The sequence below is a fragment of the Roseibium sp. Sym1 genome, from assembly GCF_027359675.1.
In the GTDB taxonomy this organism is placed as follows: domain Bacteria; phylum Pseudomonadota; class Alphaproteobacteria; order Rhizobiales; family Stappiaceae; genus Roseibium.
Genome location: NZ_CP114786.1, coordinates 5,232,778 through 5,259,387 on the forward strand (window position 1 = coordinate 5,232,778; position 26,610 = coordinate 5,259,387).

The following is a 26,610-nucleotide window of genomic DNA, read 5'->3' on the forward strand; positions in this document are numbered from 1 at the left end:
GAAGGCGGATTCTAATTGCCTCTTAACACCGACCTGAAGCGGAACAACTTTGAATTTTAGATCACGAGGAATATTTCATCGGGAAGTTAAACCACACTCTAAATAACTCTAACCAACACTCACTCGCTGGAACTAAGGTTCGCCTTAATTGAATCTACTAAACCCTTAAGCTTATCAAACTCACTAGCCGTCGTTACCCGTTTTCCAATGCTCTGACTATAATCTGGGAAACCTTCAGGATTATTCCTCGAAGCACTCAAAGCCCTATCGAAGGCTTCATCAAAAGAAGCTGCTGAGTCGATCCAATTTTTTAAGACGTTATTGTCGACGATTACACCGCGCTCAGTAAGTGCATCGAGAATCTCCATAAAGTCTCTATCTTGGCTTCCCTTTGCTGTCACAGATAACAAGATATTTGTTGGAATTACACTAGACCGCACGGATTCCATCAAACGTAAAACAACATGTGCAGATGAACAGAATTTTTGTATATTTTCAAAGAAATCCTTGGATAAAAGAGAGCCTTCGGACAGGTTTATTTCTTTATCAAATTGGTCTAAAAAATCTATCAATTCGTAATATGACTTTATTTTCTTTGAATTTTCATCGATAAATGCGCTTGTTAAACCACAATATTTTCCTACTACTATTTGCGTACGCTCCATAGCTTCACGGAAGCCATTGGCATCGCCTATGTAGGCGACAAAATAGTCAGGAGCGTACTTTGACACACCAAATTCAGGAATCTTAGATTGGGAAAGGGACCAGTAGCCGATGCGAGTTAGCAGCTCATAAATTCTTCGATCAGCGATCGCATTTTTTCGGTACATTAAAAAACTTAAGAAATGAAAACTCGCTATATTAAAACTTCTCGCTGCAATCGCTTTAACTGCAGAAAGATGCCAATCAGGACTAAAGTCCCAGAGTTTATTCACTTCCTCTTCAAGAATATTTTTGTTGTATTCCAAAACAGAAAACTGAGGAAACTTACTCTCCCAACTGTGGAAGTGTGATGAAAAACTATCCTCTTCGATATTTTTTGTAAAAGCCTCAGGTTCTTCTGAATATGCAAGGCGAATTGTATTAATTTGTTCTTGACTTAAATGAGCTGAGGAAAGCTGTGCGCCTGTAAGGTCTATGCCGGACAAATCCTGGTCAGATAAATCTGCATCGCGAAAATTAACCCCGCGATACATGGTAGCAGGATCGCAATTTACTAGTCTAGCAAGGTATCGAAGGTCATGCTGATCTGATGTGAGAATAAGCTCAAGTTGCGAAAATATTTCATTCACGGTTTCACCTCTAAGAGGTACTCTGCCAGCAACAAGTCAGAAAAAACATCTGACAAATTTCCAACCTGCAATCCTTCTTGAAACATCACAGTTTTCAAATAGGCTTCTGCCGCGGCTACACGAACAGAGTGTTTTGGACTACCCAAAAGTAACGAGTTTCTCTCCTGATCTTTTAAGCTGATCTCGAGCAACTCAATGTCTTCCCGTTTGCAACGTAGAGAAACACGTACAAACGGCTGAAACCCCTTCTCTGTGTCAGACTTGCGTCTCGCTGGGCTTCTTCGATCGACAACCGTAAATCGCGGTTCATCTTTGGCATTCCAAACAGGCCCTTGCAGAAATTCAGTAGTTTCGGGCCGCAGCTTCCAACACAGCTGTCTGGGCCCTGTAGGTTTATACTCTGAGGAAATAATTGGAACAGTGAAACCCTTCTCACTGCCAGCATTTTCTGAATTTCGCCCTCTATAGCTGTCATTAAACTTTGCCCCGAAATCCTGTGCGGTGATGGGTTCACGCGGTTCAGATCTTTCGGCTTTTGCCTCTTGCAACGCTCTCATTATCTGAGCTTGCATTGGTACGTCCATATCTACAGAGGCTTGATCATAAGTAATTCCTTCTCTAGCGGGTATCTCAACCTCGACATGGCAGCGCTTGACCACAAGCTTGAAATTGACACTTGCATTCGATCCACCACCTATTCTCGCTTGATCAAACGACAAATGAAGGTGAAGAGTAAAACGAGAAACATCGTTGGTTTTTTGTACCCATCCTTGCATAGCGACAAGATCACCAACTGTGCGAAGGTTGTTTGAGCCACTCATATCAATCTCCTCAATTTCAGATTTCCCGCTATGAGGGAGGATGCCAAGGATACAAGGCTTGTCCGCTAGGTACATCTGATACCGATATTAAATACCAGAGAAACACCTCAATATGTTAGTAACAAAGCGACAACATCTCCAAAGCCGTAACTTCAAGGAAAAAAAGCTATTTTAAGCTGCAGAGAAATGTAACTATTCGAAAACTTAACTAGGCCTCCTAGGACGGACAAACTGGTTTGTACTTTCAGGCTGGCAGAACACTTAACAATCGAACCGTAGGGTAAATTTATATAGAAAAACCCATTGAATAAACCCATATTGCTATTATAGCGTGTTAGCAACTAACTTTATTGATTGAACTTAGGATGAGCAAATGAGCATTAAAATTGAAATCATCGGCGAGAACGCCCTTGAAGAGACTGCACATCTTAAGAATTGGCTGGAGAGTGCACGCATATCGGGCGTTGAAACAGTAGAACAGGAAGAGATCCCGCCGGATTCAGATAAAGGTGAAATGGGTCCCACACTACTTGCTGTATTGACGGTGGTCCTTGGTTCGGCGGCGATGGTAAAACTTGCAGAATCTGTACACGTCTGGATCTCTGCCAAATATGACCCCATCATCGTGAAATTTACAAACGGCGACGAGGAAGTGTTGCTTAAGGCTCAAAACCCCGAAGATTTGGAAACAGTCGTCGCGGCGATCAATAGACTCAGGGTATAACGCGATGCACAGCGTCAACAATAAACTGTCCTATGGTGACAGCGTAAAGGTGGTGCTTATCGGAACCAGCCATTCAGAGGGTTATGATGGGCCTCTTGCGTTAGAAACTGTTGACAAGGATGTACGAAATGAGAGCGGTGACCCGACCCTGAAACCGGCATTGGAGCCGCTACCGCATGTGCGTGAGAATATCAATCGGCTTCAGCGGGTTTTCACGGATCCCGATATTGTTGGCCTAGACCGCAAGGATATTGAGCCAATCGTCGACGTCTCATCTGCAGACAAGATCCTTACGCGGATCGCCAAAGCTGGCGCCGCCGCCCGCGACACTTTCATTGTTTACTACGCCGGTCACGGGCTACAGGGAGACGCCGATGAAAGCCTTTACCTCTGCTCTACGAGCACTTCTCCCCGTGAACGCAACTTCAACGGCGTTCCAATCTCCAAAGTCCGTTCTGCTATTGCCAAGTCCAAGGCACCGCGCCGCATCCTTATATTGGATTGCTGCTTTGCAGGAGCAGGCGTTGATGGCTTCATGAACAGCAGTGAAATTTATTCCACGGTTGAAACCCAAATTGACCTAAAAGGCACCTTTGCGATAGCCGCGGTCCCCTCCGACAAAAAGGCGTTAGCCCCGCCAGGTGAAAAAGTTACGCAATTCACTGGCCAATTGCTCGACGTACTCGAAAACGGTGTGGAAGATGCGGCGGAACTACTAACCATCAACCAGATCTTCGAAGAACTCGAGGTTCGAATGCATCGCGCGGCTATGCCTTTGCCGAGGAGGGCCAATACAGATGACGGCAGCGCTTTTTTCCTCGCCCGAAATCGGTTTTTTTCCCTCGATGACATCAGCCGACTGAAAGCAAGCGTCGAAGGTCTACAAAACACGGTTGTTGATTACGGTGCACGCATTGTCAGTATTGAGGAGTCAACGGGAATTAACGACGAAATGCTAAATGAAATCCGGGTAGAGCTCGAAGAGTTAAAGGAGCGCCCGGCAGATGAGAACCCCGACGGTGAAAGCACTACGAATAACAATGAGGCCGGCACCTGGTCTCAGTTCGGCGCTACAAAAAGAGATTGGCAGGCCTGGCCGAATGATGTGCGTACGCTATTGATAGACTACCGTTCCGCACGCCTAAATTCCTTGATATTAATCTGCTCGACTTCTATTTTTGCTGCATTGTCGCTTGGGCTTCTTTTTGTTTTACTCAAGAGTGAGGCAACCGCGGTGCAACTTAGTAGCGTATGGCGTTATCAGTTTTTTGGCGGTAGTTTACCGGATTTAGAGCCGTCATCGTCTGTGGATACGGGCAATACGCTTAGAGCGCTTGCATTCCTCTCAATCATCCAAGCCGTAATCGTTTTTCTTTCGCTCTACGCCGTCAGTCCGATGAATAGGATCCGGAGCATTACTGCACTGTCCGAGGATTACGAGCCCGAGAAACAGAACGAAACAAACAATACGATGCAACGCCGAAGTTACAAACACCACATCTCGTATCTTAATGCCGAGAGAACAACATTCACCTGGATCTTTGGGATCATCTTAGTCAAACCGTTCGCTGCTATGTCCTTACTTATAGCCATGTTTGGTCTCTTGCCAGCAGCGCTTTTGACAATGGGCAACTTCTGAAAATAGAGGCCCAAACGATCCGACAACGTAATACTCGCCTCGGCGATTCACAGTATCGGTAAACCGTACAGCGCTCCAATGCTCGATTACAAGGACTCAAGCACGTCTGACCTGAGACCCGAGTTTCTTCCGGTTTAGCGCAGAGTCCTTTGGTTGATGGAGTGCTACCCAACGTGCCCCCAGGAAGGGCTAGAGTTTTCCGGACCAAATCAGGAACACGGGCTGGCTGCGTGTTCTGATTTCATGAGATCCACCGGCACTTTGTTGCCGATGGCACCGTGAGGTCTGTGTTCATTGTAGTCCTTGCGCCAATCCTCCAACTTTTCGGTCGCATCCGCAAGGCTCAGGAACCAGTGTGCATTCAGGCACTCCGCCCTGAAACGGCCGTTGAAGGCCTCAATGAAGGCGTTGTCCGTCGGTTTCCCAGGCCTGGAGAAGTCAAGCGTGACGCCCCTTCTATAGGCCCACAGATCGAGATCCCGAGAGATGAACTCGGAGCCCTGATCGACCCGGATCGTCTTCGGATAGCCAATCCGGGTGCAGACAGTTTCCAGCGTTCTCACCACATCCTCGCCACGGTAACTGAAGCGCGGATCAAGCGCCGGCACATAGCGGGAGAACGTGTCGATCACCGTCAGAACGCGGATCTTCCGACCGGTTGCGAGCTGATCATGCACGAAATCCATGGCCCAGACATCATTCGGACCCACGGCTTCCTGGCGATCTTCCCGAAGCTTCGCCTTCACTCGGCGCTTGGGATGCTTGTTCCTCAGTTGCAGGCCCAACTCGTTGTAGATCCGCCGTGTTTTCTTCATGTTGATCACCCAGCCTTCCCGAAGCAGCAATACATGCACCCGCCGGTAACCGAACCGGACGCGCGTCTGGCAAATCTCCCTGATACGCTGTTCCAAAGCGGCCTGGCCGGGCCGACGGGATCTGTAACGGTAGGTCGTCGGGTCAAGCCGGATCACCGCGCACGCACGGCGAATGGACACCGACCAGTCCGACCGCATCTCGTCGACCAGCGTTCTCTTCCGGGCAGGCCTCAGAGCTTTCGTTTGACAATGTCCTGAAGCATCTCCTTGTCGAGCGACAGGTCCGCGACGATCTTCTTCAGCCGGGCATTCTCCTGCTCAAGCTCCCGAAGACGCTTCATCTCCGACGGCATCAAACCCGCGTATTTCTTCCGCCAGTTGAAATAGGTCGCCTGGCTGATGCCAGCTTCACGGCAGATCTCCGCAACCGGAACACCTTCTTCCCCACGCTTGACGATGAACGCCTTCTGCGCATCAGAAAACTTCGATGCCTTCATCAATTCCGCTCCTTCCTCAGCCAGGAAAATCGTCGCGGAAAACTCTAACCCAAATCGAGGGAATTTAGCGGGGGCACATCACGTCTAATAAAGCCTCTCTGCGCACCGACTACTTACATCTCTCGGCACCTCGTCTCAGTGATACATATTTGGTACCGAATATGGTAGACAGCTACCAACTACATTGTCTCCAGTGAAAGCCATAGCCATTTGACATTCTTGGTCTATAGAACCTCTGGAACCAGCCATGAAATTACCAGACCTTCTCGCCTTGGGAACAATCACCACTCAACCTTTCCATTAGAATCTGCGTAGAAAAAGTCGCTGCGTAAAGCATGTGAGTAGTCGATGACGCACTCTGACTGATAAAACGAACCAAACAGCGTGTTCCGTCACACACCACCTTAGATCACTAAATTCACGTGTCTATGCTGTAGTGGCATGATCGGTACGTCTACTACTTCCTTATCCCACCAGAGCCTGCCCGTTCAACCAGACACTGGAAACCCCAAGCGCCTCATCAAACAGGACAAAATCCGCCGCATTGCCTTCCGCTAAGCGCCCCATGGGTCGGCCAAGCACAGACGCCGGAATGCTCGTCGCCATCCCGAGAGCGGTCTCCAGCGGAATTTCCAGTGTCTGCGTCAGGTATCTCAACGACGCCGGCAGGTCGATGTCGGCACCGGCCAGCGTACCGTCTGCGAGTGTCAGCGTGCCGTCGCGGCGGAAGATCTCGCGCCCGCCAAGGGTGAAGGAGGTTACATCGGTGCCGGTCTGGGACATGGCGTCGGTGACCAGGAAAATCCGTCCCGGGCCGGTCTTGGCCTTCAGTGCGATCTTCATCGCGACCGGATCCACATGCACACCGTCGGCGATCAGGCCGACACTGAGCGCGCCCAGGTCGAGCGCGGCGCCGACCAGTCCGGGTTCCCGGTGTTGCAGCGGGCTCATGGCGTTGAACAAGTGCGTGACGCAGGACGCCCCGCCCTCCGTTGCCGCCCTGCATTCCTCGTAAGTGGCGCCGCTATGTCCAAGGCTGACATGAATGCCGGCATCGGCAAGGACGCCTATTTGGTCAGGTGTCACAGTTTCCGGCGCCAGCGTGATGATCAGGCTCGGCAACTGCCTGGCGGCATACAGGTAGAGTTCGACATCGTCCCCGGTCATCGGCCGGATCAGATCCGGGTCATGCGCGCCCTTGCGACCCTTGAAGAGATGCGGTCCCTCAAGATGCAGCCCGTGAAACCCGCGCACCCCTCTCGCCCAGGCCTCGATGCCGAGCGTGACAACCCTGCGGGTTGTTTCGGGCGTGTCGGTGATCAGGGTCGGGACAAGCGCCGTGGTGCCAAGTTGCAGATGCGCGTGACAGATCCGGGCAATGTCCTCGACGCTTTCCACATCGCCGAGCATCAGCCCTCCGCCCCCATTGACCTGAAGGTCGATCAGTCCGGGCGACAGAATGCCATCACCGAGATCGACCTGCGAGGCCGTCGCGGGGACCTGCGACGGCCCGCAAAGGTCCACAACGGCGCCCCCCTCCAGCAGGAGTACGGCATCCCGGTGAATCTTCTCACCATCGAAGATCCGGCTGCACCGATAGGCTGTCTGGGTGGTCATACCGTCTGGGTGACCTTTTTCAGATGCCTGGGAATGTCGGGATTGAAGCCCCGGCGACGCGCGAACCACTCGATGAAGGCATAGAAGGAAACAATCTGGACCAGCGCATCGGTAAGCGGATGGCGCGTGGAAACAAAGGGCAGCCTTTCAGCGCGCCTGACCTTGTCCGTGGTGGCGAACACCCTGCCCCCCTGGTCGGCCATCCGATCGGCGGCCTGGGCCAGTCCATCCTCGGCGGCGTCACGGACACCGAGCGCCAGGATCGGATAACCGTTCTCGACGATCGAAACCGGCCCGTGCATGACCTCGGCGGAGGAATAGGCCTCCGCGTGCACCTGACAGGTTTCCTTGAATTTCAGGGCAGCTTCGTGGGCGATTGCAAGACCCGGCCCGCGCCCGATCACGTAAAGTGAGCCCCGCTGCTCGATCGGCTCAGCAAGGGCCTGCCAGTTCATGGAGATGGCCTTCTCGAACTGGTCGGGAAGATCGGCGAGCGCATCGAGCAAGGCCTTGTCGCCACCGATCTCGCCCAGCAGCAGCAGGCCGGCCACAACGGAATTGACGAATGTCTTGGTCGCGGCGACGCTGCGCTCCGGTCCGGCGCAGATATCTACGGCGGCTGCCGACAGGCGTGCCAGCTCGCTGCCGGTGGTGTTCGTCAGTCCAACCGTGAAGGCTCCCTGCCCGGCTGCGCTTTCCACCACGGACAGGATGTCCGGGCTGGCACCGGACTGGGAAATGGCGATCACCAGCGCCTGGTTCAGCCTTACCCGGCCATGATAGACCGAGGACACCGACGGGCCGAGCGAGGCCATTGCCAGCCCCAGATAGATTTCGGCCGCATATTTCAGGAATGTTGCCGCGTGATCCGAGGACCCGCGCGCCACGCTTGCCAGGAATACCGGCGCCCCGGCCTCTTTCGCGATCCGGCGGATCCCGGGCGTTCCTTCTGCCAGAAGACGTCGGGACGCTTCCGGAATTTCCTCGATTTCCCGCCGCATATGCGTCGGAGCGGTCAGGTCTTGTGCGTCTGTCATGGGGTCTAGTCTTCCGAAATTTGCAGTTCGGCAATGAAGTCATAGGCATCGCCGCGATAGACGGATCGCGTGAATTCGACGACATTGCCGGAGGCGAGATAGGACACGCGCTCGATTTTCAGCCCGGCGGACCCGGCCGGCACACCCAGAATGTCGGCGTCGATGGGCTCGAGATTGCGCGCGGATATCCTCTGGATCGCGCGGACCGGCTGCATGCCGGATGCGCGCAGGACCGCATAAAGCGACGTCGTCACCTTTTCCGGGTTGGGCAGGATCTTGCTGGACAGGGACGCCCGCTCGATCGCCATCGCCGTGCCATCCGCCTTGCGGAGCCGGTCGACCCGGGCAACCTGTTCTCCGGAAGTCAGGCCAAGGGTGAACATTTCCTCGGGCGATGCCGGGAACAAGCCGCGCCGCAGCCACTCGCTGCTGGCACTCAGCCCCCGCCGGGCCATGTCCTCGCTGAAGGAGGTCAAACTGGAAAGCCGTTGCTCCACCTTGTGGACCTTCGGCGCGACAAAGGATCCGCTCCCCCGCTTCTGCACCACGATCTGGTCCTCGACCAGCCCGGCGACTGCCTTGCGGACCGTTACCCGCGACAAGTCGGTGATCGAGGCGATCTCCCGCTCGGACGGCAACGGCTCGTTCTCCTTGAGAACACCTTCGTCGATCGCCTTCTGGATGCGCCGCCGCAACTGCAAATACCGTGGGCCACTGGAATTCGCCAACCAGTCGCCATCTTCCAGCATCGTGATAAAATCTGTCATGAAACGGAGCGCCTCAAGGGTAAGAATAATACCTTTCAGATACCAATTTAAACTCTATCGGAACCGAAAATCAAGTGTTAAAAGACCAGAGCCCTCACCGGCCAGCACCAGAAACCGCCCGTCCGCGGCAAGACATGCGCTTGTCTCCCGGAGTGATTTTCGAGTTGTGAGCCAGACCCCATCCATGTTCATGGACCCATGAAATTGCCGACGACCGAAGACCGGGACCCTCTCTCGATTGGCCTTTCAAACAAGTCGGACGACGATGTCCTGTCCCTGCTCCTGCACCGCCAGCGGGAAGCTCTTACCGCCGTGGAAGACGCCATTCCCCGCATTGCGCAGGCCGCGAATGCCCTGCAACGGGCGGCCCAGGCACAGGGCAAGATCGGCTATGCGGGCGCCGGCAGCGCAGGCCTGACCGCCCTGGCCGATTGCCTGGAATTGCCGGGAACATTCGGTTTTCCGCCGGAACGGATGCGGATGCTGTATGCGGGCGGGGCCAAGAATCTCCTGCATCTTGCGGGCACCTATGAAGACGATGAAGAGGCCGGTCAGCGGGATTTCAGGGACTCCGACCTTGGAGAAGGCGATATTCTGATCGCTGTTTCCGCCAGCGGTTCAACACCTTACACGCTTGGCACCTTCCACGCGGCGCGCGCGGCCGGCACCGAAACCATCGCCCTTGCCAACAATCCGGATACGCCGCTGCTCGAACTCGCCGATCACCCGATCCTTCTGAGGACACCACCGGAAATCATTGCCGGATCCACACGGCTCGGCGCCGCCAGTGCCCAGAAAGCCGCCCTGAACATGATCTCCACGCTTGTCGCACTCAGGCTCGGGCACGCTGTGCGGGGGCACATGGTCAATCTCGTGGCCGACAACGAAAAACTGCGCCAGCGCGCCCGCAGAATTCTCCAGGACCTGACAGGCTGCCCGGCGGATGCGGCGGCGACCACGCTTGAGAAAGCCGGCGGACGCGTGAAGATTGCGGCCCTCATGATATTGCGGGATATCGACGCCGCCTCGGCGGAACACCTCCTTGACGGCAAGGACGGCAATATCCGCCCCTTCCTCTGACGCCCTCCCCGGCGTGACAAATTGATCAATGGCCGCGGCCGCTCGCCCGGTCGCCCTTGGACCGCCTGCGTCAAACGCCTGCATATCTACCCGGCCGGGATACCCGCTGTCCGGCCGGCGTCCAATTTATTAAAAAAACCATGCCAATCATCTTTTTTGGTTTACGAACCACTTAATTGGTTGCATATTGGTATTGTGAATGGATCGTAACAAATCTAATCCGGGGGTTGAAGACAGGCGATGATCACCTGTTTCGATATTGGCGGCTCCTTTATCCGTCACGGCTTTCTTCAAGAAGATGGATCCGTCGAGGAACATGGGCGCGTCGCGACACCCGGCAATGACTGGTCCGCCTTTGTCGATGCCGTCGCAGCCGGCGCAAGCCCCGACAAGGGTCCCATATCGATTTCGCTGGCCGGTGCCTTCGACGACCGGACCGGCCTTGCCGATGTCGCCAACATCCCCTGCCTTCACAAACGTCCGGTCCGCGATGACCTTGAAGCAGCGCTGAACCGGCCGGTGCTCGTAACCAACGATGCCAATGCCTTTGCGCTTGCCGAGGCGGTTCAGGGGACCGGCATCGGCAAACCCGTCGTTTTCGGCATCATTCTGGGAACGGGTGTCGGTGGTGGACTGGTCGTCAATGGCCAGCTGGTCAAGGGATATGGCGGGATCGCCGGCGAATGGGGGCATGGCCCGATTGTCGACCCGACGGCAGGCGGTCAACTCAAGGGCCTCAGTCATTATCCTTGCGGCTGCGGGCAGACCGGGTGTGTCGACGCGGTGTGCTCGGCGCGCGGCATGGAAAAGATCCACAAGAGCCTGCATGGCGAAGCCCTGTCCAGCACGGAAATCACCACGGGCTGGCACCAGAAAGACGCGCAGGCGACAGACACGATCAACGCCTACACCACCCTGCTCTCCCGCGCCCTTTCCGTTTTGGTGAACACGCTCGGTCCGGACGTCATTCCGGTCAGCGGCGGACTGTCCGGCGATCTGCTCCTGCTGCAACAGATCGACCGGAAAACCCGCGATCTCGTTCTGGCGTCCTATCCGGACCCTCTGGTTATCCGCGGACAACATGCCGAGAACGGCGGCCTGCGCGGCGCCGGGATCGCTGCCAGCACACTTTTCGGCGGGACGTCGGCATGACGCGCCCTCCGCTCGAAGTCTGTGTGGATACGCTCGAAGGTGCCTGGATCGCGGCCGAAAACGGGGCAGACCGGATTGAACTCTGTGCAGCTCTTTCCGAAGGCGGCCTCACCCCGTCCGCCGGCGTCATGGTCGCTGCCGCAAAACTGCCTGTTCCGGTCTTCGCGATGGTACGGCCGCGCAGGGGGGGCTTTGCCTATTCAGACCTGGAAAAGACCGCAATGCTGCGGGATATAGAGGCCGTTGAACGCGCCGGCCTGGCCGGCATCGTCCTTGGAGCGGTCAACGACCAACGCGATCTGGACATCGATTTCTTGTCAGCTGCCCTGACCGGCACAGACCTGCCGGCCACGCTACACCGCGCCATAGACACGGTTCGCGACTATGGCCGCGCCGTCGAGGACGCGATCGAAATCGGCTTCGAGCGCATCCTGACATCCGGCCAGGCGGACAAGGCCGAATTCGGGATGGAGCGGCTCGCACAGGCGGTGACGATCGCAGCCGGACGCCTTTCGGTAATGGCCGGGTCCGGTGTCAATGCCTCGAACGCAAAGCGCATCCTGAAGCATGGCGGCGTCGGCGAACTGCACGCTTCGTGTTCCGCGCCGCGGCGTGACCATGCCGACCCGAAAACCGCTGAAACACGCCTCGGGTTCGTTGCCGCGTCCGGCCTGCGCGACACCGATGCCAACCTTGTCCAGTCGCTTCGCCACGTCATGGATTTGTACGCGGAGGCCGCGGCATGAAAACCGGTTATGTCGGTCTCGGGGCAAGAATCGCGAATGTCAGCAATTGCCTGCAGACCGTCACACCTGACATCGCGCCCTGCGCCTATGTCGATCCGACACCGGCGGGCCTGAAACAGGTCGAGACCAGAAGCGGCGTCAGGCTGACCGCCTATGACGACCTGGCCGCGATGCTGCGTTCGGAAAAGCTCGATCTCCTGATGATCGGCTCGCCCAATTTCATGCATCTGGACCACTTGAGGACGGCTCTGCAGTCGGATGTGAAATACATCTTCTGCGAAAAGCCGGTGGTTACAACGGAAGCGGAAACCTTCGAGCTGCTTTCCCTCATGAAGGTCCATGGCGGCGCCCATCGGGTGATTGTCGGGCTGGTCCTGCGCTATTCGCCGCTCTACACGGAACTGCAGAAGAGCCTCAGGTCCGGGCAGATCGGCAAGGTTGTCTCCATAGAGGCAGCCGAGCATATCGGTCCCTATCACGGCTCCTTTTTCATGCGCGACTGGCGGCGCTACGAGAAGAATTCCGGCGGATTCATGCTGGAAAAATGCTGCCACGACCTGGATCTCTACCAGGGTGTCACGGGGTGCCGCCCGCGCTACGTTTCAAGCTTCGGCGGCCGCAAGAGTTTCGTTCCCGAAAACCGGCCGGACCAGGACCACAGTTTCCCGGCACCGGTCTACCAGGACCGGGTCGACCCGTTCACGCCGCGCTGGGGTGGCGGCAATGCCGATTTCGACAGCGACGGCGACATCATCGACTACCAGACCGCGCTGATCGAATACGAAGACGGTGCCAATCTGTGCTTCCACACCAACCTCTTTGTCCCCGACGAATTCCGCCGTTTCGCGGTCATGGGCACCAAGGGCATGGCCGAAGGCGACTTCATCCGCAACTACTACCGGGTCCATGACGCACTGACCTCGGCCTGCCTCGTTGACAGACCGCAGCTGGTCGACGCCGGGCGGGACGGCCACTACGGCGCCGACGATGCCATGGCGCGCGACCTTGCCCACTACTTCAGGAACGGCGGTGATTTGCCCGTCGGGGTGCTGGATGCCCTCGAAGCCGGGCTCACCGCGATCAAGCTGGACGAGGCGCGCCGCGCGCGCACCGTCCTTGATCTGAGCGACACCTGGCAGCAATTCGACAGCTACGGCCTGGCATAGGAGGCTCCATGGCGCAGACGGCAAAGAACCGCGACTACTTTCCGTACCTCCTGCTGGTACCGGCCTCGCTCGTCATGCTGGCAATCGTCGCCTACCCGCTCTACGAGACCTTCCGGCTGTCCTTCACCAACACCAGCATGAGCCCGAAATTCGAGTATGTCGGGCTCGACAATTACGAAAAGCTGATGTCCCGCCGCTTTCCGGAGGTGATCGCGCGCACCTTCTACTGGATGAGCCTGTCCGTCGCGCTCAAGATGCTGATCGGCACACTCGGTGCCGTGCTGCTCAACGCCATGGTGCCCGGGCGCACCCTGTTCCGCATCCTGGTGATGCCGCCCTGGGTGATCCCGATCGCCATCGGCGTCTTCATCTGGGGCTGGATGTATAATGGCCAGTTCGGCATGATTTCCGGCCTTGCGCAACGGGTCGGCATTCTCGACGCGCCCTTCGAGTTCCTGGCCTACAAGAAATCCGCCTTCATGGCGACCATCGTGACGGATGTGTGGATCGGCGTGCCGATGGTGACGCTCTACCTGCTTGCCTCGATGCAGTCGATTCCGAAGGACCTCTATGAAGCCGCCTGGGTCGACGGTGCTTCGCGTCTTTACCGGTTCCGCCGGATCACGCTGCCGCTGATCATCCCCTCGATCGCCACCATGGCGCTCCTGTCGGCGATCGCGACCTTCAATTCCTTCGACATCATCTGGATCCTGACGGAGGGCGGTCCGCGCGGTGCGACCACCACCATGATCATCGACACCTACAAGACCGCGATCAGCCGTTTCAAATACGGCGAAGGGGCCGCCAGGACCGTCATGATCGTGCTGTTCCTGGGATCCTTCACGCTGGTCTACTTCCTGCTGCTGTCGCGCCTTGCAAAGAGGAGCCCGAACAATGCTGCATAAGTATCGCTGGTACGAATATGCGCTGATCTATGTCGGCCTCGCGGTGTTCCTCACCTTCGTCCTGGCGCCGTTCGTCGAGGCCTTCGTGGTGTCGTTGAGGCCGCTCAGCAGCCTGTTCTCGATTCCCTACCGGTTCATCACCGACGAAATGAGCTTCGATGCCTATTTCACCATGTGGGAGAACGTGCCGCTCCTGTGGAGGTACATGCTCAACTCGTTCTTCATCGCGACGGTTGTCACCATCCTCGGCCTCGTCTGCATCATACCGGCCGCCTACGCGTTTGCCCGTTTCGAGTTCCCCGCGCGCAATTCCCTTCTGGGCATCTTCATCGCGGTGAACATGTTCTCCGGTGCCGTGCTGATCATCCCGCTGTTCAAGCTGATGCAGCAATACGGCCTGCTCAACACCTATTTCGCGATGATCGCGCCGGGCACCGCCTTCGTGATCCCGACCGGCATCTGGCTGCTGCGGTCCTACCTCGTGCGCATTCCGAAGGAACTGGAAGAGGCGGCCTGGGTGGACGGTGCCGGAAAGATCTACACGCTCTGGCGCGTGATCATTCCGGTCGCTCTCCCAGGCATCGTCGTGGTGACCATCACCGCCTTCATCACCGCCTATGCCCAGCAATTCATCTATGCGCTGACCTTCAATTCCGTGAACGAACTGAACCCGCTTCCGGTCGGCCTGTTCCAATTCTTCGGTCGCCAGTCGGTCGTCTGGAACGAACTCATGGCCGCCAGCCTCGTCGGCATTCTGCCAGTGCTGTTCGTCTATGTGTTCCTGCAACGCTACATCGTCGCCGGCCTCACGGCAGGCGCCGTCAAAGAATAACAAAAACAATAATCTAACCAGAAAGGGAAAGCAGATGACTTACAAATCACTTCTGTTGGGCGGTGCATTTGCCCTCAGCATTGCCGCTGCCGCGCAAGCGGAAGACAAGAACATTCACATGATCGTTTGCGGCGACAACACGGGTGCCGGTATTCCGAAGCAGGCTGCCCTGATCGAGGGCTGGGAGGCGGACAACCCCGGCTACAAGGTCGACGTGGAATTCGTGCCCTGGGGCCAGTGCCAGGAAAAGTCCACGACCCTTGCTTCCGCCGGCAACCCGCCCGCGATCGCCTATATGGGCTCGCGCACGCTGAAACAGCTTGCCGCCAACGACCTGATCATTCCGGTCAACATGAGCGATGAAGAAAAGGCGACCTATGCCGCGCCGATCCTCGGCACGATCACCGCCAACGGCCAGCAATGGGGCCTGCCGCGTGCCTTCTCTACCAAGGCGCTCTACTGGAACAAGGACCTCTTCAGGGAAGCAGGGCTCGATCCGGAAACGCCGCCCAAGACCTGGGACGAGATGTATGAAGCCGCAAAGGCGATCAAGGAAAAGACCGAGGCCGACGGCTTCGGCCTCGCGGCCGCCTCCTTCGACAACACCATGCACCAATTCATGAACTACGTTTACACGAACGGTGGTGAAGTCATCAGCGAGGACGGCGAAATCGTCTTCAACTCGCCGAACAATGTCGAGGCGCTGGATTTCTACGGCAAGATGGCAACGGTCTCCCAGCCGGGACCGGTCGCCTATGACCGCGCCAAGCTGCGTCCGCTGTTCTCCGAAGGAAAGATCGGCATGTTCATCTCCGGCCCGTGGGAGCGTACCCGCGTCACCGACGTGAACTGGGGCGTGGCACCGATCCCGCACGGTCCGAGCGGCGGTCCGGGCACGTTGCTGATCACCGACTCCCTGGCCGTTTTCAAGGGCTCTGGGGTCGAGGACCAGGCGCTCGATCTCGCCAAGCTGCTGACCAACCCGCAAAACCAGATGGAATTCGAACTGGGTGAAGGCTTCACGCCGCTGCGCGACCTGCCCGAGGTCAAGGCCCTGGTCGAGAAGGACCCGACCTGGGCAGCGTTCCTTGAAGCGATCCCGACCGGTGGTCCGGAGCCGTTCGTCACCGACTATGTCGGCCTTCAGGATGCGATCAACGAAGCTGTCCAGGGGGTCGTTCTGGGTGAAATCGGCGCCGCCGAGGCCGTCGAGATCGCCGCTGAGCAGCTTGAAGACTACAAGTAAGCCGGCGCGCTGACCGGGCCCCTGTCAAACCCACATCCGGGGGCCCGGCCAACTCTTTTGAAAAAGGGAATGACCATGGGCGAGTTGCAGCTGCGCGACGTACGCAAGAGCTATGGCCAGATGGAAGTCATCAAGGGTGTCGAACTTGATGTGAAGCATGGCGAATTCATCGTGTTTGTCGGCCCGTCGGGATGCGGCAAGTCGACCCTTCTGCGCATGATTGCGGGGCTCGAGGAAATCACGGGCGGCGACATCACCATCGAAAAGAAGGTCGTCAATACCCTTCCGCCGGTCAAGCGCGGTATTGCCATGGTGTTCCAGTCCTATGCGCTTTATCCGCATATGTCCGTCTACGAGAACATCGCCTTTCCCCTGCGCGTCGAGCGCCTGGCCAAGGACAAGGTCGAGGAGAAAGTCCGGGCAGCAGCCGGGATCCTGCAACTGACCGAACGTCTGCAGCACAAACCCGGGGAACTCTCAGGCGGGCAGCGCCAGCGTGTCGCCATTGGCCGGGCCATTGTCCGTGAACCGTCCGTCTTCCTGTTCGACGAGCCTCTGTCCAACCTGGATGCCGCGCTCCGCGCCGAAATGCGAGTCGAACTTGCCAAGCTTCATTCGGAACTTGACGCAACCATGATCTATGTCACGCACGACCAGGTCGAGGCCATGACCATGGCCGACCGGATCGTGGTCCTGGATCAGGGCGTCATTTCGCAGGTCGGTACGCCACTGGAGCTTTATCACAAGCCGCAGAATGTTTTCGTGGCCGGTTTCATCGGCAACCCGAAGATGAATTTCATCGACGTCACCGGAAAGGCCGCGGACGCAAACGGCATCACTGTGACGCTACCGTCCGGAGCGGACCTCACGGTACAGGTGTCGGCCGTGTCCGATGTTGCCGGCAAACCTCTTACCCTCGGAATCCGCCCCGAGCACCTGACGCTGGGCAAGGCAGACGCGGCCCTCGAGACCGTTCCCAATGTGGTCGAGCACCTGGGAATCCATACAGTTACCTACAGCGCCGTTGACGGGGCCAAGGCCATCTTCTGCAGCGTGCTCCCGGGCTCCGCGCCGGCCAGGGTCGGCAAACCGGTGGCGATGGGCCTCAACGGGAGCGACTGTCACCTGTTCGACGCGGACGGGAACGCCTTCGAACGCCTGCTTTCGCTTAAGGAACTCGATGCGGCGGACATGCATTTCTAGGACTGTTCGCCGGAACGCGCCCCCGCCAAGACGGCCGCATCCACATCAGGGAAAGGCGGGCAAGCCGCCTGGAGGACCAGGCTGTAGTGACACATTAACGATTGGCAGCGCCGCCCGAAAATAGGGTCATTTCAAGGAGCATGGAGGACGGACATGCGGGGCATATTCGACGACATGCGACGCAGAAAGGACCCGATTTTCGGGCGGCCCCTTCGGGGTTGGTCCAGGATCGTCCCTGAAGGTGTTGGAAATGCTCGAAAGTGCACTGCACTTCCTTGCGCTTTCCGCCTGTTCAGCAACGATCCTGACCCCAACGATGCCAGTCGTTAATGTGTCACTACAGCCTAGACGACTTGCCCACGGGCGGCGACAGGCTCGATGCGAGTCACCACGCCGTTCCGGTGAAACACCAGTTTGTCGAAAAGATTGGACACGACGCAGGTGTGGTTGGGAATGATCCTGACCCGCTCGCCGATGTCCGGCTTTCTGTCCGACCGGCTCAGGTCCACCACCGCATGCTCCTCGCTGAGCGCGGCAATCGAGGCGTCCGGATAGCCGACCAGGAGACCATGGTCGGAAAACCCGAGCAGATCGGAGGTCAGGGCCTTTGATCCCGCATCCAGAACCGCTCTTGTCTCTGTCGGCCGTGAAACAACCGTGGCCAGCACGTGCATGGCGCAATCGTCGAAATCGCACATGCCGGCTCGGACCATGGACCGGTCGTTGAAAATGTAGGTCCCGGCCCGATGCTCTGTCGCGCTCGGCACCAGGTCGCTGTCATAGAGGCTCGGCGAGCCGCCGTGGGAGACGACCGGGCACTCGATTCCCGCCTCGGTGAGCAACGCCAGCGTTTCGGAAAAGAACGCCTCGACCGCGGCTTCCGTCGACGGCTTCGGATAGGTCATCAAACCCTGGAACCGCAATCCGGGCGCATCGGCGATGCGGCGGGCAAGGTCAGCCGCCGCTGCCGGTGTCTGCACCCCGTTCCTGCCGGCCCCTGTGTCGCATTCCACCAGCACCTTCAGCATCTGGGTGTCCTGAAAGGCCTGTGACAAGCCGTCGACGACGATGTCGTTGTCCGCGACCACCTTCAGGTCGGTCCTGGTGTTGAGGATCTTGAGCCGATCAAGCCGGGCACGGCCGAGCATGTTGAACGTGATCAGGATGTCGTTGAACCCGGCTTCGGCGAAGACCTCCGCTTCGCTGATCTTCTGGCAATTGATGCCCTTCGCGCCTGCGGCCACCTGCGCCATCGCCAGGGCCGGGATCTTGTGGGTCTTGATATGCGGCCGGAAATCCCTGCCGATCCGGTCGAAATATTCCTGGGCGACCTTGATGTTGGTCGCCATGACATCTTCGTCGATCACCGCCACCGGCGTCAGAAGCTCGTGAATGGAATGTCCGACACACATGGCCTAGCCTCCCTGCCTGGCTGCAGCACGCCCGCCGGATACCGTGCCGAATTCCTCCGGCGAATGGATCGGCCAGATATCCCTTGGCGCTTTCTTGTATGGGGTCACGCGCGGATCGTTCGGATAGGGCCGCCCGGCGGCGCAATAGAGGATCAACGGGCTTACCCGCGCGAAGGATTCGTGGAAATGGTTCGTCGACTTGACAACCAGCATCTTTCGGCTGGCCGGATCGATACCGAAATTCGAGAACAGGCTGGTGTCGAAACACTGCGCACGCGTCGAATTCAGGATCACCTCGATGCCGCCGATCCGGATCAGGCTGGCGTCGCCGATCGGGACAATGCTCTGGCCGAAACACTGTTCCGCATTCCTGATATTGCGCAGGATTTCGACGTCCGCGTCGATCGGATCCCCTGTGTTCGGCGCCGATTTCGCGCCGAGGCGCAGCATCATGCGCGCGCCCTCGCCCGCCACGTGGCAGAGCTGCACCGCGATCGGGTCCCAGATCGTGCCAAAGGCAATGCTCTCCAGGTTGCGGGCGATGGCTTCCGCCAGAAGGACCGTCGCATCCCCGGCAGTTCCTCCACCCGGGTTGTCCCACATATCCGCAATGGTGACGGGGCCGCCATCGAAGGCTCCCGCGCGCTCGAAGGCTTCGGCCGGAGACAGTTCCTCGCTGCGCACCTTGCCGCGCAGACGATAGAGCGCTTCCCCCATTTCCCGCGCGACTTCGCCCCCCAGCTCCGGCTTGTTGTCGGTGACCGCCAGCAGTTTGGTGCCCATTTCAGGGACATCACCGGCCATGAAGCCGTGTATGACCGACAGCGACAGGATATCCGGGTTTTCACGCTCGCGCCGGATCATGTCGTCGACAAACCGGCGCATCGGCTCCGACGTGGTCGGAAAAACGTCGATCATCTTCGGGTCGTAGACGCTCATGACCGGCCGGATCTCTCCCGCGACGGTGCGGCCGGCGATTTCCCATGCGTCCACCGCACGGTCAACAAAATCGATATGCGGAAATTCCTTGAAGGCGATCAGGGCGTTGGCGGCAGCGACCCGCTTGTCGGTCAGGTGGCTGTGCGGATCGAACGTCGCAATCAACGGCGTGTCCGGACCGATCAGGGCCCGGATTCGCGCCAGCAGATCCCCTTCCGGATCATCATAGCCTTCAGCGACCATGGCACCGTGAAGGCCGATCACGACAACGTCGAACGGCGCCTGATCCCTGATCTGGCCGAGTATTTCGTCTCGCAGCGTCTCGAAAGTCTGCCGGGCCACCAGTCCGGCTGGATCGGCCCAGGCGGCCGTTCCCTCGACCAGGTCCCATCCATGCTCGCGTGCGAACCGGCGACCGACCGTCACCACCGCCGAACACAGGGTCGGGGTTTCAGGATGTTCACCCGGCCGGGCCAGGAGTGACGCCCTGAAGGCGTCGATGTCGATGCGGATCGGAGAGAAGGTGTTCGTCTCGGTCGCCAGAACGGCGGTGAATGCGCGGGGTGTCTTCATGATCAGGACGCCACGACCAGGGGATTCGGCAGGTAGCCGGCAAAACCGCAGATCTTCCAGCGCCCCTCCTTGTGCACGCAGAAATAAAGGGTCTGCCAGAGCAGCCTGTCTTCGCTGCCGTCTGCCTTCCTGATCGCACCGTCGAATTTCTTGTGCGCGATGGCCCGTCCGCCGCTGATCTCGATCTGGGTCAGACGCGTGGCATCAAAGATCGCCGCCCTGGCATCTTCCGCGAACTCCGTCTCGGCGAATTCCCGGGCCTGGCGCAGCCATTCCGAGCGGTAAGTTGCAAGGTCCGGAAACCCCAAGGTCCAGTCATCCGGATTGGCGGCCTTTCCGCCGTCCACCCCGAAAAACGCGGCTTCGTCGAAATCATCGGCTACCTGGCTCCAGTCAGCGGAAACGAAGGCGTTGATATCTCGCTGAACCAGCATGTCCCAGATTTCCGCGCGGTCCGCGTCTGTCCCTGAAAAAGGGTTGCTCTGATTGTCTGAAAGCGCCTGCATGCCGGAAACCATTTTCATTTTGATGGTTGATTTTTGAAAAATATACGGATGAAATAGAACCAATGTCAAACCACTATGTAAATCATTTTCATTTTGGAGCCTGAAATGTCGATCAAACGCTATGGTGCTGAAAAATCAGGAGCAGGCGGCCAGAACCTTCCCTTTGCGCGCGCTGTGGAAGCCGACGGCTGGCTTTATGTATCCGGCCAGGTGCCGATGAAGGACGGTGAGATTGTCGGCACAGGCATCGTCGAGCAGACACACGTGACCATCAAGAACGTCATCGCCATTCTGGAAGAAGCCGGATATGGGCTGGAACATGTCGTGCGGGTCGGTGTCTGGCTGGACGATCCACGTGATTTCTGGTCCTTCAACGGCGTCTACAAGACCTATTTCGGTGAGCATTCCCCAGCGCGCGCCTGCGTACAGGCAACGATGATGGTCGACTGCAAGGTCGAGATCGATTGTGTCGCCTACAAGAAGCCGGACTGACACGATGCGGGACATCCTGTCCGTCTTGCAACAGGTTGAACCGGACCTGTCCAAGTCCGAGCGCATTCTGGCTGCCTTGCTACGCAATGACGCCGAGTTCATCGTCAATGCCGGCATCACGGAAGTGGCGGAACGCGCGGGTGTGTCTCCTCCGACGGTCACCCGGTTCTGCCGCCGCCTCGGCTGCGAAAGCTATACGGCTTTCAAGGTCCAGGTTGCCCAGATCACGTTTGCCGGAACCCGCTACCTGACCGCCAACGCGGCCTCCGCCGCCCCGCATGATGTTGCCGACAGCCTGCTGCACCAGTTGCAGGAAGCCGCCGTCACGACGCGGCAGGCACTGGACATGGATGCCGTCGTCAACGCCGCGGATGCCATTTGCAATGCCGGGCTTCTGACCGCCTTCGGCGCGGGCGGCACGTCGTCGATGATATCGGATGAAATGCAGAACAGGTTCTTCCGGCTCGGGTTGCGGACGGTCAGCATCACCGATCACGCGATGCAACTGATGCAGGCCGCCACGCTCAAGCCCGGCGATGTCGTGCTGGCCCTGTCGGTTTCCGGCCGAAACCTGCAGATGGTGCGCGCATTGGAAGCCGCGCGAACCTATGGTGCCACCGTGATCGCCCTGACGCGGCCGGGCCGGCCTGTTGCCGAACTTGCCGACATCACCATCGGTATCGACCTGCCGGAAGGCGACAACATTCTCAGGCCCAGTTCCAGCCGGTTCGCGTTCCTGTACGTGACCGACCTGCTTGCGACCCTGGTTGCCATGAAGCGGGGCGACGAAGCACGCGAAAGCCTCCGACGGGTCAAATACCAGCTCAGCAATACAAGGGACCCGGATGACAAGGAGGCCCTCGGTGACTGACGAAACCCGCAAGCCGGTCGCAGTTGTCACAGGCGCAGCCGGTGATATCGGTGCGGCCATTGCCAGGCAACTTGCGCATACCCATCACATTGCGGCCGTGGACATCGATGCGGCCGCTCTTGAACACGTCGTCGCGGCTTTGAAAGCGGCCGGTTTCGAGGCCACGGCCCTCACCTGCGATCTCACGGATCCTGACGAGTTGTCTGCCATGGCGACGGCGGCGATTGCGCTTGGCCCCGTGACCGTGCTGGTCAACAATGCGGGGGCGGCGGCGGCCCTGACCCTGCACGCCATGACTTCCGACAGCCTTTCCAGGGACCTGTCCCTCAATCTGGAAGCAGCTCTCAACACCTTCAAGGCCCTGGAACCGTCCTTGACCGGATGCGGCACCGGCTGTGTCGTCAACATAGCCTCCGTCAACGGCCTGGGCACATTCGGCCATCCGGCCTACAGCGCCGCCAAGGCAGGACTGATTCACGCCACCAGGGCCATTGCCGTCGAATATGGCAAATACGGAGTAAGGGCCAACGCCGTCGCCCCGGGCACCGTCAGGACACGCGCCTGGAAGGACCGCGCGCTGGCCAACCCGGGTGTTTTCGACGAAGCGCTCGGCTGGTATCCGCTGAAACAACTGCCGGAGCCGGACGACATTGCCGGGGCCGTGACCTTTCTCGCCGGGCCTGCGGCGCGCTGTATCACCGGCGTATGCCTGCCTGTCGACAGCGGCCTGACCGCGGGCTCGACGGCCCTGCCCCGCACCTTCACGCAATCTCGCGATTTTGATGGATCGTCCCATGAGTGATTTTGTTCTCGACAGCTATTTCCACCCCTCCGATGACCACAAGACCGCGCGTCTCGACCTGGTATTGACCAATACGGGTTCCAAGCCACTGTCCGCATTCACGCTCGCCTACACGTCTCTTGTCCGGGCCAGGGCAGACGCTCAGCTCCACAACGCCGTTTCGTTCTCGCGCATTGCGAATTTCCACGAGATCACACCTCCGGACGGACTTGACCTGAAACCCGGCGATAGCTGGCGCTTTTCCGTGGAAGGTCTGACCAATCCGGCCCGCCACCGCCTGGATGGGCCGAAGTCGGCTTATCTGACCTCAGCGGGCCGGATCGTCGATGTGCTATGCACGGACCTTGCAGCCCCACGGGATCTGGACAGCGGCGAACGCCGAACCGTGCCGGAAGGAACTGTCGGTACACCACTCCACATCGTTCCCTGGCCGCAATCGGTGACGATGGAAGCTTACGCCGAAGACATAGCGGCATTCCTTGTAACCGGCAAAAACGTGCAAGACAGGGCCGCCGCGGCCAGGATCAACGCCCTGTCCAGGCGCCTCTTCTCCGGGGCCCCCTACCCGTTCCGTTTCACAGAGAGCCAGGGTCTGATGGCTCTGAAGTTCCAGGCAGCTGACGACCTGCCGACGGAGGGGTACAGGCTGACTTTCGTGGCCGGAGGCGTGACGTTGTGCTTTGGCGGAGCCGCCGGGCGCGACTACGGCCTCACGGTTCTGGCGCAGATCGCCCATGGCCTCTACTGCGCGCCGCAAATCTACAAGATCCCGGCGGAAGGCGTCATCGAGGATGCCCCCCGCTTTTCCTGGCGCGGCACCCATCTCGACGTCTCCCGGCATTTCCGCGGCCCCAAGGAGATCTTGCGCCTGCTCGATATCCTTGCCTGGGCGCGCATGAATGTCTTCCAGTGGCACCTGACCGATGACGAAGGCTGGCGCCTGGAGATCAAGGCCTATCCCGAACTGACCGTCAGCGGAGCGAAGCGCGGGCCGGGCTGCAAGCAGGTCGCCCAGCTCGGTTTTGCCGGTGAAGTCTACCAGGGCGCCTATTCCCAGGACGATGTCCGTGAGATCGTCGCACACGCGACCAGTCTCAACATCGATGTGCTTCCGGAAATCGATGTCCCCGGTCATTCCACCGCGGTGCTCAAGACCTACCCCCATCTGGCGGACCAGGCAGAAACTCCGGAAAGCTACCACTCGGTTCAGGGTTACCCAAACAACGCGCTGAATCCCGCGATGGACGAGACCTACACGTTCCTCGAAAAGGTCTTTACCGAAGTCGCCGGCCTGTTTCCCTGTGACTTTGTCCACATAGGCGGCGACGAGGTCGACATGCAGTCCTGGCTCGCCTCCCCGAAAACACAGCGTCTGATGGTGGAACGCGGCCTCAGGGACACGATGGAAGTGCAGGCCTATTTCATGGGGCGTGTCCGCGACATTCTGAAACGGCTGGGCAAGAAACTTGCCGGTTGGGACGAGGTCTCCCACGGTGGCGGCATTGACCCGGACGGTGTTCTGCTGATGGCCTGGCAGAAACCGGAGGTCACCAGGGACCTGATCGACCAGGGTTACGATGTCATCTGCACGCCGGGTCAATTCTACTATCTCGATATGGCGCAGGCATCCGGCTGGCAGGAACCCGGGGCAAGCTGGGCAGGCGTTTCCTCGCCGGAAGACACCTATGGATATGAACCGAGTGACGGTCTCAGCGATACCGGCGAAGGGGCGCTCAAGGGAGTTCAAGCCTGTATCTGGTGTGAGCACCTGGTCGACAACACCTTGTTCAATCACATGGTGTTTCCGCGGCTTTACGCGATTGCCGAGGCGGGCTGGACCCAGCCCGAGAACAAGGACTGGCAACGCTTTGCCGCCCGTTGCCCCCTGTTTCCCGCTCTATAGCGCCGTCGGGGGACCCACGCCATGAAGATTGCCGTCGGGGGCATTCACACAGAATGCAGCACCTATTCCCCGCTTTGTCAGGTGACAGACGATTTCAAGGTCGTACGCGGTGAGGCCTTGATCAGGCAATGCGGTCTTGACGGTGATGAATTCACGCCTGTCTCCTTCCGTCCGCTGTTCCATGCCCGCTCAATTCCCGGCGGTCCGGTGACGCCTGACTGCCACACCGCATTCAGGGACCAATTCATCGCGGAATTGCAGGCGGCGCTGCCGGTGGATGGCGTGCTGCTCATCATGCACGGCGCCATGCATGTGCCGGATCTTCCGGATCCGGAGGGCGACTGGATCACCGCGGTACGCCGTGTGGTCGGACCGGAAGTGCCGGTTGCGGTCAGCTATGACCTTCACGGCAATGTCACCCAGGAAATTGTCGACCAAATCGACATCTTCTGCGCTTACCGCACCGCGCCGCATGTCGATGTTGTCGAGACCCATCTGCGAGCCGCCCGTCATCTCGTCGACCAGTTGAACGGCGGACCACGCCGCCTGGTCGCCTGGGCACCCGTGCCGGTGCTGCTTCCGGGCGAAAAGACCAGCACCGAAGACGAACCGGCGAAGTCGCTCTATGCACGGCTTCACGGGTTCAACAACAGGCGTGGTGTCTGCGACGCCAACCTGATGGTTGGATACGTTTGGGCCGACACCGCCCGTGCGACAGCCGCAGCGGTTGTCACCGGGACCGAGGCCAAGGCAACACTTGAGACCGCTGCCGAGATTGCGAACGGCTACTGGGACGCACGCAATCATTTCGACTTCGGTGTCCCGACAATGTGTCTTGAACACTGTCTCGACGACGCCGCGCGAACATCGACCGGTCCCTTCATTCTCGCCGACAGTGGCGATAATCCGACTGGTGGCGGTGTCGGCGACCGCAGTGACGTGCTCAAGGCCTGGATCGGCCGCGGTCTCACGGGTGCCGTTTTTGCCGGGATCGCAGATCCCGGCTCGGTAACCCGCGCCTGGCCGATCGCCAAAGGATCCACTGTCAGGATCACCATAGGCGGTGCGCTTGGAAGCACCTGCCCGCGCGTTGATGTTGAGGCGATTGTATTGGCCCAACATGGGTGTGCCTCCTGTTCCGATCGGGAAGTTCTCGTCGAAATTGGAGGAAATCTTGTCATTCTGACAGAACGGCGCCGTCCCTTTCATCATCTGGAGGATTTTCGGAAGTACGGCGTGAACCCGGAACAGGCCAAGTTCCTCATCGTCAAATCCGGGTATCTGTCACCGGACCTCGCACGGATCGCAAACCCGGCCCGGATGGCGTTGACCGACGGCGCTGTCAATCAGGATATTTCGTCCCTTGCGAACCTGGTTCGCCCGAGACCCCGTTTTCCTTTTCAGAAACCTGCGAATTGGCAACCTCGGCCCCGTCTCTCCGAACGCGCGCGCGCCGGAACCGCTGCTCCTGCAGATGGCAATTAAACTTCAGAATTTCTCGATAATTTGACGGGATTACTGACCATTATTGCAGGCGGTCAATTGGCCATACCATGAAGATAACGTTTGGATA

Annotated in this window: 24 protein-coding genes; 15 read left to right on the forward strand and 9 right to left on the reverse strand. The window is 58.4% G+C overall.

Annotated features, from left to right (window positions below):
- Positions 1 to 119: 119 nt before the first annotated feature.
- Both O6760_RS24340 and O6760_RS24345 read right to left on the reverse strand, forming a co-directional pair.
- A complete protein-coding gene (locus tag O6760_RS24340; RefSeq protein ID WP_269582237.1) occupies positions 120 to 1,292 on the reverse strand; it encodes a pentapeptide repeat-containing protein in 1,173 nt (390 codons plus the stop codon).
- Entirely contained in the window at positions 1,289 to 2,113 is an 825-nt protein-coding gene (locus tag O6760_RS24345; protein ID WP_269582238.1) for a hypothetical protein, read from the reverse strand. The genes O6760_RS24340 and O6760_RS24345 overlap by 4 nt, the downstream gene beginning before the upstream one ends.
- A gap of 373 nt (positions 2,114 to 2,486) precedes the next feature.
- On the opposite strand from O6760_RS24345, the gene O6760_RS24350 reads away from it, so the two are divergent.
- Both O6760_RS24350 and O6760_RS24355 read left to right on the forward strand, forming a co-directional pair.
- Positions 2,487 to 2,837 carry an effector-associated constant component EACC1 gene (locus O6760_RS24350; protein ID WP_269582239.1) on the forward strand — a complete coding sequence of 117 codons (351 nt, stop codon included), beginning with the start codon at positions 2,487 to 2,489 and terminating at the stop codon, positions 2,835 to 2,837.
- Between the two features lie 4 nt (positions 2,838 to 2,841).
- A complete protein-coding gene (locus O6760_RS24355) occupies positions 2,842 to 4,476 on the forward strand; it encodes a caspase, EACC1-associated type (RefSeq protein ID WP_269582240.1) in 1,635 nt (544 codons plus the stop codon).
- A 209-nt stretch (positions 4,477 to 4,685) separates the two neighbouring features.
- Here the strand turns inward: O6760_RS24355 and O6760_RS24360 are convergent.
- The 4 genes from O6760_RS24360 to O6760_RS24375 all read right to left on the reverse strand — a co-directional run bounded on the left by O6760_RS24360 (position 4,686) and on the right by O6760_RS24375 (position 9,209).
- A protein-coding gene (locus O6760_RS24360) for an IS3 family transposase (RefSeq protein WP_269581172.1) occupies positions 4,686 to 5,788 on the reverse strand; the annotation gives its coding sequence in 2 pieces (ribosomal slippage) (positions 4,686 to 5,527 and positions 5,527 to 5,788; 1,104 coding nt in all).
- 465 nt (positions 5,789 to 6,253) lie between these two features.
- The gene (gene nagA / locus O6760_RS24365) at positions 6,254 to 7,405 is read right to left on the reverse strand and encodes an N-acetylglucosamine-6-phosphate deacetylase (RefSeq protein WP_269582241.1); all 1,152 of its coding nucleotides are present in this window, start codon (positions 7,403 to 7,405) and stop codon (positions 6,254 to 6,256) included.
- The gene (locus O6760_RS24370; protein WP_269582242.1) at positions 7,402 to 8,442 is read right to left on the reverse strand and encodes an SIS domain-containing protein; all 1,041 of its coding nucleotides are present in this window, start codon (positions 8,440 to 8,442) and stop codon (positions 7,402 to 7,404) included. The genes nagA and O6760_RS24370 overlap by 4 nt, the downstream gene beginning before the upstream one ends.
- A 5-nt stretch (positions 8,443 to 8,447) precedes the next feature.
- Positions 8,448 to 9,209, reverse strand: a complete 762-nt coding sequence (locus O6760_RS24375) for a GntR family transcriptional regulator (RefSeq protein WP_269582243.1) — start codon at positions 9,207 to 9,209, stop codon at positions 8,448 to 8,450.
- Between the two features lie 198 nt (positions 9,210 to 9,407).
- On the opposite strand from O6760_RS24375, the gene O6760_RS24380 reads away from it, so the two are divergent.
- The 8 genes from O6760_RS24380 to O6760_RS24415 all read left to right on the forward strand — a co-directional run bounded on the left by O6760_RS24380 (position 9,408) and on the right by O6760_RS24415 (position 17,539).
- Positions 9,408 to 10,289, forward strand: coding sequence for an N-acetylmuramic acid 6-phosphate etherase (locus tag O6760_RS24380; RefSeq protein WP_269582244.1), 882 nt, complete (start codon positions 9,408 to 9,410; stop codon positions 10,287 to 10,289).
- Positions 10,290 to 10,529: 240 nt separating this feature from the next.
- Positions 10,530 to 11,441 carry an ROK family protein gene (locus O6760_RS24385; RefSeq protein WP_269582245.1) on the forward strand — a complete coding sequence of 304 codons (912 nt, stop codon included), beginning with the start codon at positions 10,530 to 10,532 and terminating at the stop codon, positions 11,439 to 11,441.
- Positions 11,438 to 12,187 carry a copper homeostasis protein CutC gene (locus O6760_RS24390; RefSeq protein WP_269582246.1) on the forward strand — a complete coding sequence of 250 codons (750 nt, stop codon included), beginning with the start codon at positions 11,438 to 11,440 and terminating at the stop codon, positions 12,185 to 12,187. Before O6760_RS24385 ends, O6760_RS24390 begins: the two co-directional genes overlap by 4 nt.
- On the forward strand, positions 12,184 to 13,353 hold the full coding sequence (locus O6760_RS24395) for a Gfo/Idh/MocA family protein (protein ID WP_269582247.1): 1,170 nt from the start codon (positions 12,184 to 12,186) through the stop codon (positions 13,351 to 13,353). The genes O6760_RS24390 and O6760_RS24395 overlap by 4 nt, the downstream gene beginning before the upstream one ends.
- A gap of 8 nt (positions 13,354 to 13,361) precedes the next feature.
- On the forward strand, positions 13,362 to 14,258 hold the full coding sequence (locus tag O6760_RS24400) for a carbohydrate ABC transporter permease (protein WP_269582248.1): 897 nt from the start codon (positions 13,362 to 13,364) through the stop codon (positions 14,256 to 14,258).
- On the forward strand, positions 14,248 to 15,090 hold the full coding sequence (locus O6760_RS24405) for a carbohydrate ABC transporter permease (RefSeq protein ID WP_269582249.1): 843 nt from the start codon (positions 14,248 to 14,250) through the stop codon (positions 15,088 to 15,090). Before O6760_RS24400 ends, O6760_RS24405 begins: the two co-directional genes overlap by 11 nt.
- Before the next feature lie 34 nt (positions 15,091 to 15,124).
- Positions 15,125 to 16,336 carry an ABC transporter substrate-binding protein gene (locus O6760_RS24410; protein ID WP_269582250.1) on the forward strand — a complete coding sequence of 404 codons (1,212 nt, stop codon included), beginning with the start codon at positions 15,125 to 15,127 and terminating at the stop codon, positions 16,334 to 16,336.
- A gap of 75 nt (positions 16,337 to 16,411) precedes the next feature.
- Entirely contained in the window at positions 16,412 to 17,539 is a 1,128-nt protein-coding gene (locus O6760_RS24415) for an ABC transporter ATP-binding protein (RefSeq protein WP_269582251.1), read from the forward strand.
- Positions 17,540 to 17,883: 344 nt separating this feature from the next.
- Here O6760_RS24415 and O6760_RS24420 read toward each other — a convergent pair whose 3' ends face one another.
- The 3 genes from O6760_RS24420 to O6760_RS24430 are packed head-to-tail and all read right to left on the reverse strand — an operon-like array spanning position 17,884 to position 20,987.
- On the reverse strand, positions 17,884 to 18,951 hold the full coding sequence (locus O6760_RS24420) for a D-TA family PLP-dependent enzyme (protein WP_269582252.1): 1,068 nt from the start codon (positions 18,949 to 18,951) through the stop codon (positions 17,884 to 17,886).
- A gap of 3 nt (positions 18,952 to 18,954) precedes the next feature.
- Complete coding sequence (locus O6760_RS24425; RefSeq protein WP_269582253.1) at positions 18,955 to 20,463, reverse strand: M81 family metallopeptidase; 1,509 nt, start codon at positions 20,461 to 20,463, stop codon at positions 18,955 to 18,957.
- 2 nt (positions 20,464 to 20,465) lie between these two features.
- Entirely contained in the window at positions 20,466 to 20,987 is a 522-nt protein-coding gene (locus O6760_RS24430) for a hypothetical protein (RefSeq protein WP_269582254.1), read from the reverse strand.
- 87 nt (positions 20,988 to 21,074) lie between these two features.
- Between O6760_RS24430 and O6760_RS24435 the strand changes: the two genes are divergently transcribed.
- The 5 genes from O6760_RS24435 to O6760_RS24455 are packed head-to-tail and all read left to right on the forward strand — an operon-like array spanning position 21,075 to position 26,522.
- Complete coding sequence (locus O6760_RS24435; protein ID WP_269582255.1) at positions 21,075 to 21,461, forward strand: RidA family protein; 387 nt, start codon at positions 21,075 to 21,077, stop codon at positions 21,459 to 21,461.
- A 4-nt stretch (positions 21,462 to 21,465) separates the two neighbouring features.
- Positions 21,466 to 22,332 (forward strand): MurR/RpiR family transcriptional regulator, encoded by an 867-nt coding sequence (locus O6760_RS24440; protein WP_269582256.1) that lies wholly within the window; start codon positions 21,466 to 21,468, stop codon positions 22,330 to 22,332.
- Positions 22,325 to 23,134 (forward strand): SDR family oxidoreductase, encoded by an 810-nt coding sequence (locus tag O6760_RS24445; RefSeq protein WP_442969827.1) that lies wholly within the window; start codon positions 22,325 to 22,327, stop codon positions 23,132 to 23,134. The genes O6760_RS24440 and O6760_RS24445 overlap by 8 nt, the downstream gene beginning before the upstream one ends.
- A complete protein-coding gene (locus O6760_RS24450) occupies positions 23,127 to 25,037 on the forward strand; it encodes a beta-N-acetylhexosaminidase (protein ID WP_269582258.1) in 1,911 nt (636 codons plus the stop codon). Before O6760_RS24445 ends, O6760_RS24450 begins: the two co-directional genes overlap by 8 nt.
- A 21-nt stretch (positions 25,038 to 25,058) precedes the next feature.
- On the forward strand, positions 25,059 to 26,522 hold the full coding sequence (locus O6760_RS24455; RefSeq protein WP_269582259.1) for a M81 family metallopeptidase: 1,464 nt from the start codon (positions 25,059 to 25,061) through the stop codon (positions 26,520 to 26,522).
- Positions 26,523 to 26,610 lie beyond the last annotated feature (88 nt).

Excerpts from the sequence above, each read along its gene's own strand:
- O6760_RS24420 (WP_269582252.1), bottom strand. The coding sequence starts at position 18,951 with ATGTGTGTCGGACATTCCATTCACGAGCTTCTGACGCCGGTGGCGGTG.
- O6760_RS24380 (WP_269582244.1), top strand. The coding sequence starts at position 9,408 with ATGAAATTGCCGACGACCGAAGACCGGGACCCTCTCTCGATTGGCCTT.
- O6760_RS24375 (WP_269582243.1), bottom strand. The coding sequence starts at position 9,209 with ATGACAGATTTTATCACGATGCTGGAAGATGGCGACTGGTTGGCGAAT.
- O6760_RS24350 (WP_269582239.1), top strand. The coding sequence starts at position 2,487 with ATGAGCATTAAAATTGAAATCATCGGCGAGAACGCCCTTGAAGAGACT.
- O6760_RS24425 (WP_269582253.1), bottom strand. The coding sequence starts at position 20,463 with ATGAAGACACCCCGCGCATTCACCGCCGTTCTGGCGACCGAGACGAAC.
- O6760_RS24440 (WP_269582256.1), top strand. The coding sequence starts at position 21,466 with ATGCGGGACATCCTGTCCGTCTTGCAACAGGTTGAACCGGACCTGTCC.
- O6760_RS24370 (WP_269582242.1), bottom strand. The coding sequence starts at position 8,442 with ATGACAGACGCACAAGACCTGACCGCTCCGACGCATATGCGGCGGGAA.
- O6760_RS24355 (WP_269582240.1), top strand. The coding sequence starts at position 2,842 with ATGCACAGCGTCAACAATAAACTGTCCTATGGTGACAGCGTAAAGGTG.
- O6760_RS24430 (WP_269582254.1), bottom strand. The coding sequence starts at position 20,987 with ATGAAAATGGTTTCCGGCATGCAGGCGCTTTCAGACAATCAGAGCAAC.
- O6760_RS24455 (WP_269582259.1), top strand. The coding sequence starts at position 25,059 with ATGAAGATTGCCGTCGGGGGCATTCACACAGAATGCAGCACCTATTCC.
- O6760_RS24345 (WP_269582238.1), bottom strand. The coding sequence starts at position 2,113 with ATGAGTGGCTCAAACAACCTTCGCACAGTTGGTGATCTTGTCGCTATG.
- nagA (WP_269582241.1), bottom strand. The coding sequence starts at position 7,405 with ATGACCACCCAGACAGCCTATCGGTGCAGCCGGATCTTCGATGGTGAG.
- O6760_RS24405 (WP_269582249.1), top strand. The coding sequence starts at position 14,248 with ATGCTGCATAAGTATCGCTGGTACGAATATGCGCTGATCTATGTCGGC.
- O6760_RS24385 (WP_269582245.1), top strand. The coding sequence starts at position 10,530 with ATGATCACCTGTTTCGATATTGGCGGCTCCTTTATCCGTCACGGCTTT.
- O6760_RS24400 (WP_269582248.1), top strand. The coding sequence starts at position 13,362 with ATGGCGCAGACGGCAAAGAACCGCGACTACTTTCCGTACCTCCTGCTG.
- O6760_RS24450 (WP_269582258.1), top strand. The coding sequence starts at position 23,127 with ATGAGTGATTTTGTTCTCGACAGCTATTTCCACCCCTCCGATGACCAC.
- O6760_RS24415 (WP_269582251.1), top strand. The coding sequence starts at position 16,412 with ATGGGCGAGTTGCAGCTGCGCGACGTACGCAAGAGCTATGGCCAGATG.
- O6760_RS24390 (WP_269582246.1), top strand. The coding sequence starts at position 11,438 with ATGACGCGCCCTCCGCTCGAAGTCTGTGTGGATACGCTCGAAGGTGCC.
- O6760_RS24435 (WP_269582255.1), top strand. The coding sequence starts at position 21,075 with ATGTCGATCAAACGCTATGGTGCTGAAAAATCAGGAGCAGGCGGCCAG.
- O6760_RS24395 (WP_269582247.1), top strand. The coding sequence starts at position 12,184 with ATGAAAACCGGTTATGTCGGTCTCGGGGCAAGAATCGCGAATGTCAGC.
- O6760_RS24410 (WP_269582250.1), top strand. The coding sequence starts at position 15,125 with ATGACTTACAAATCACTTCTGTTGGGCGGTGCATTTGCCCTCAGCATT.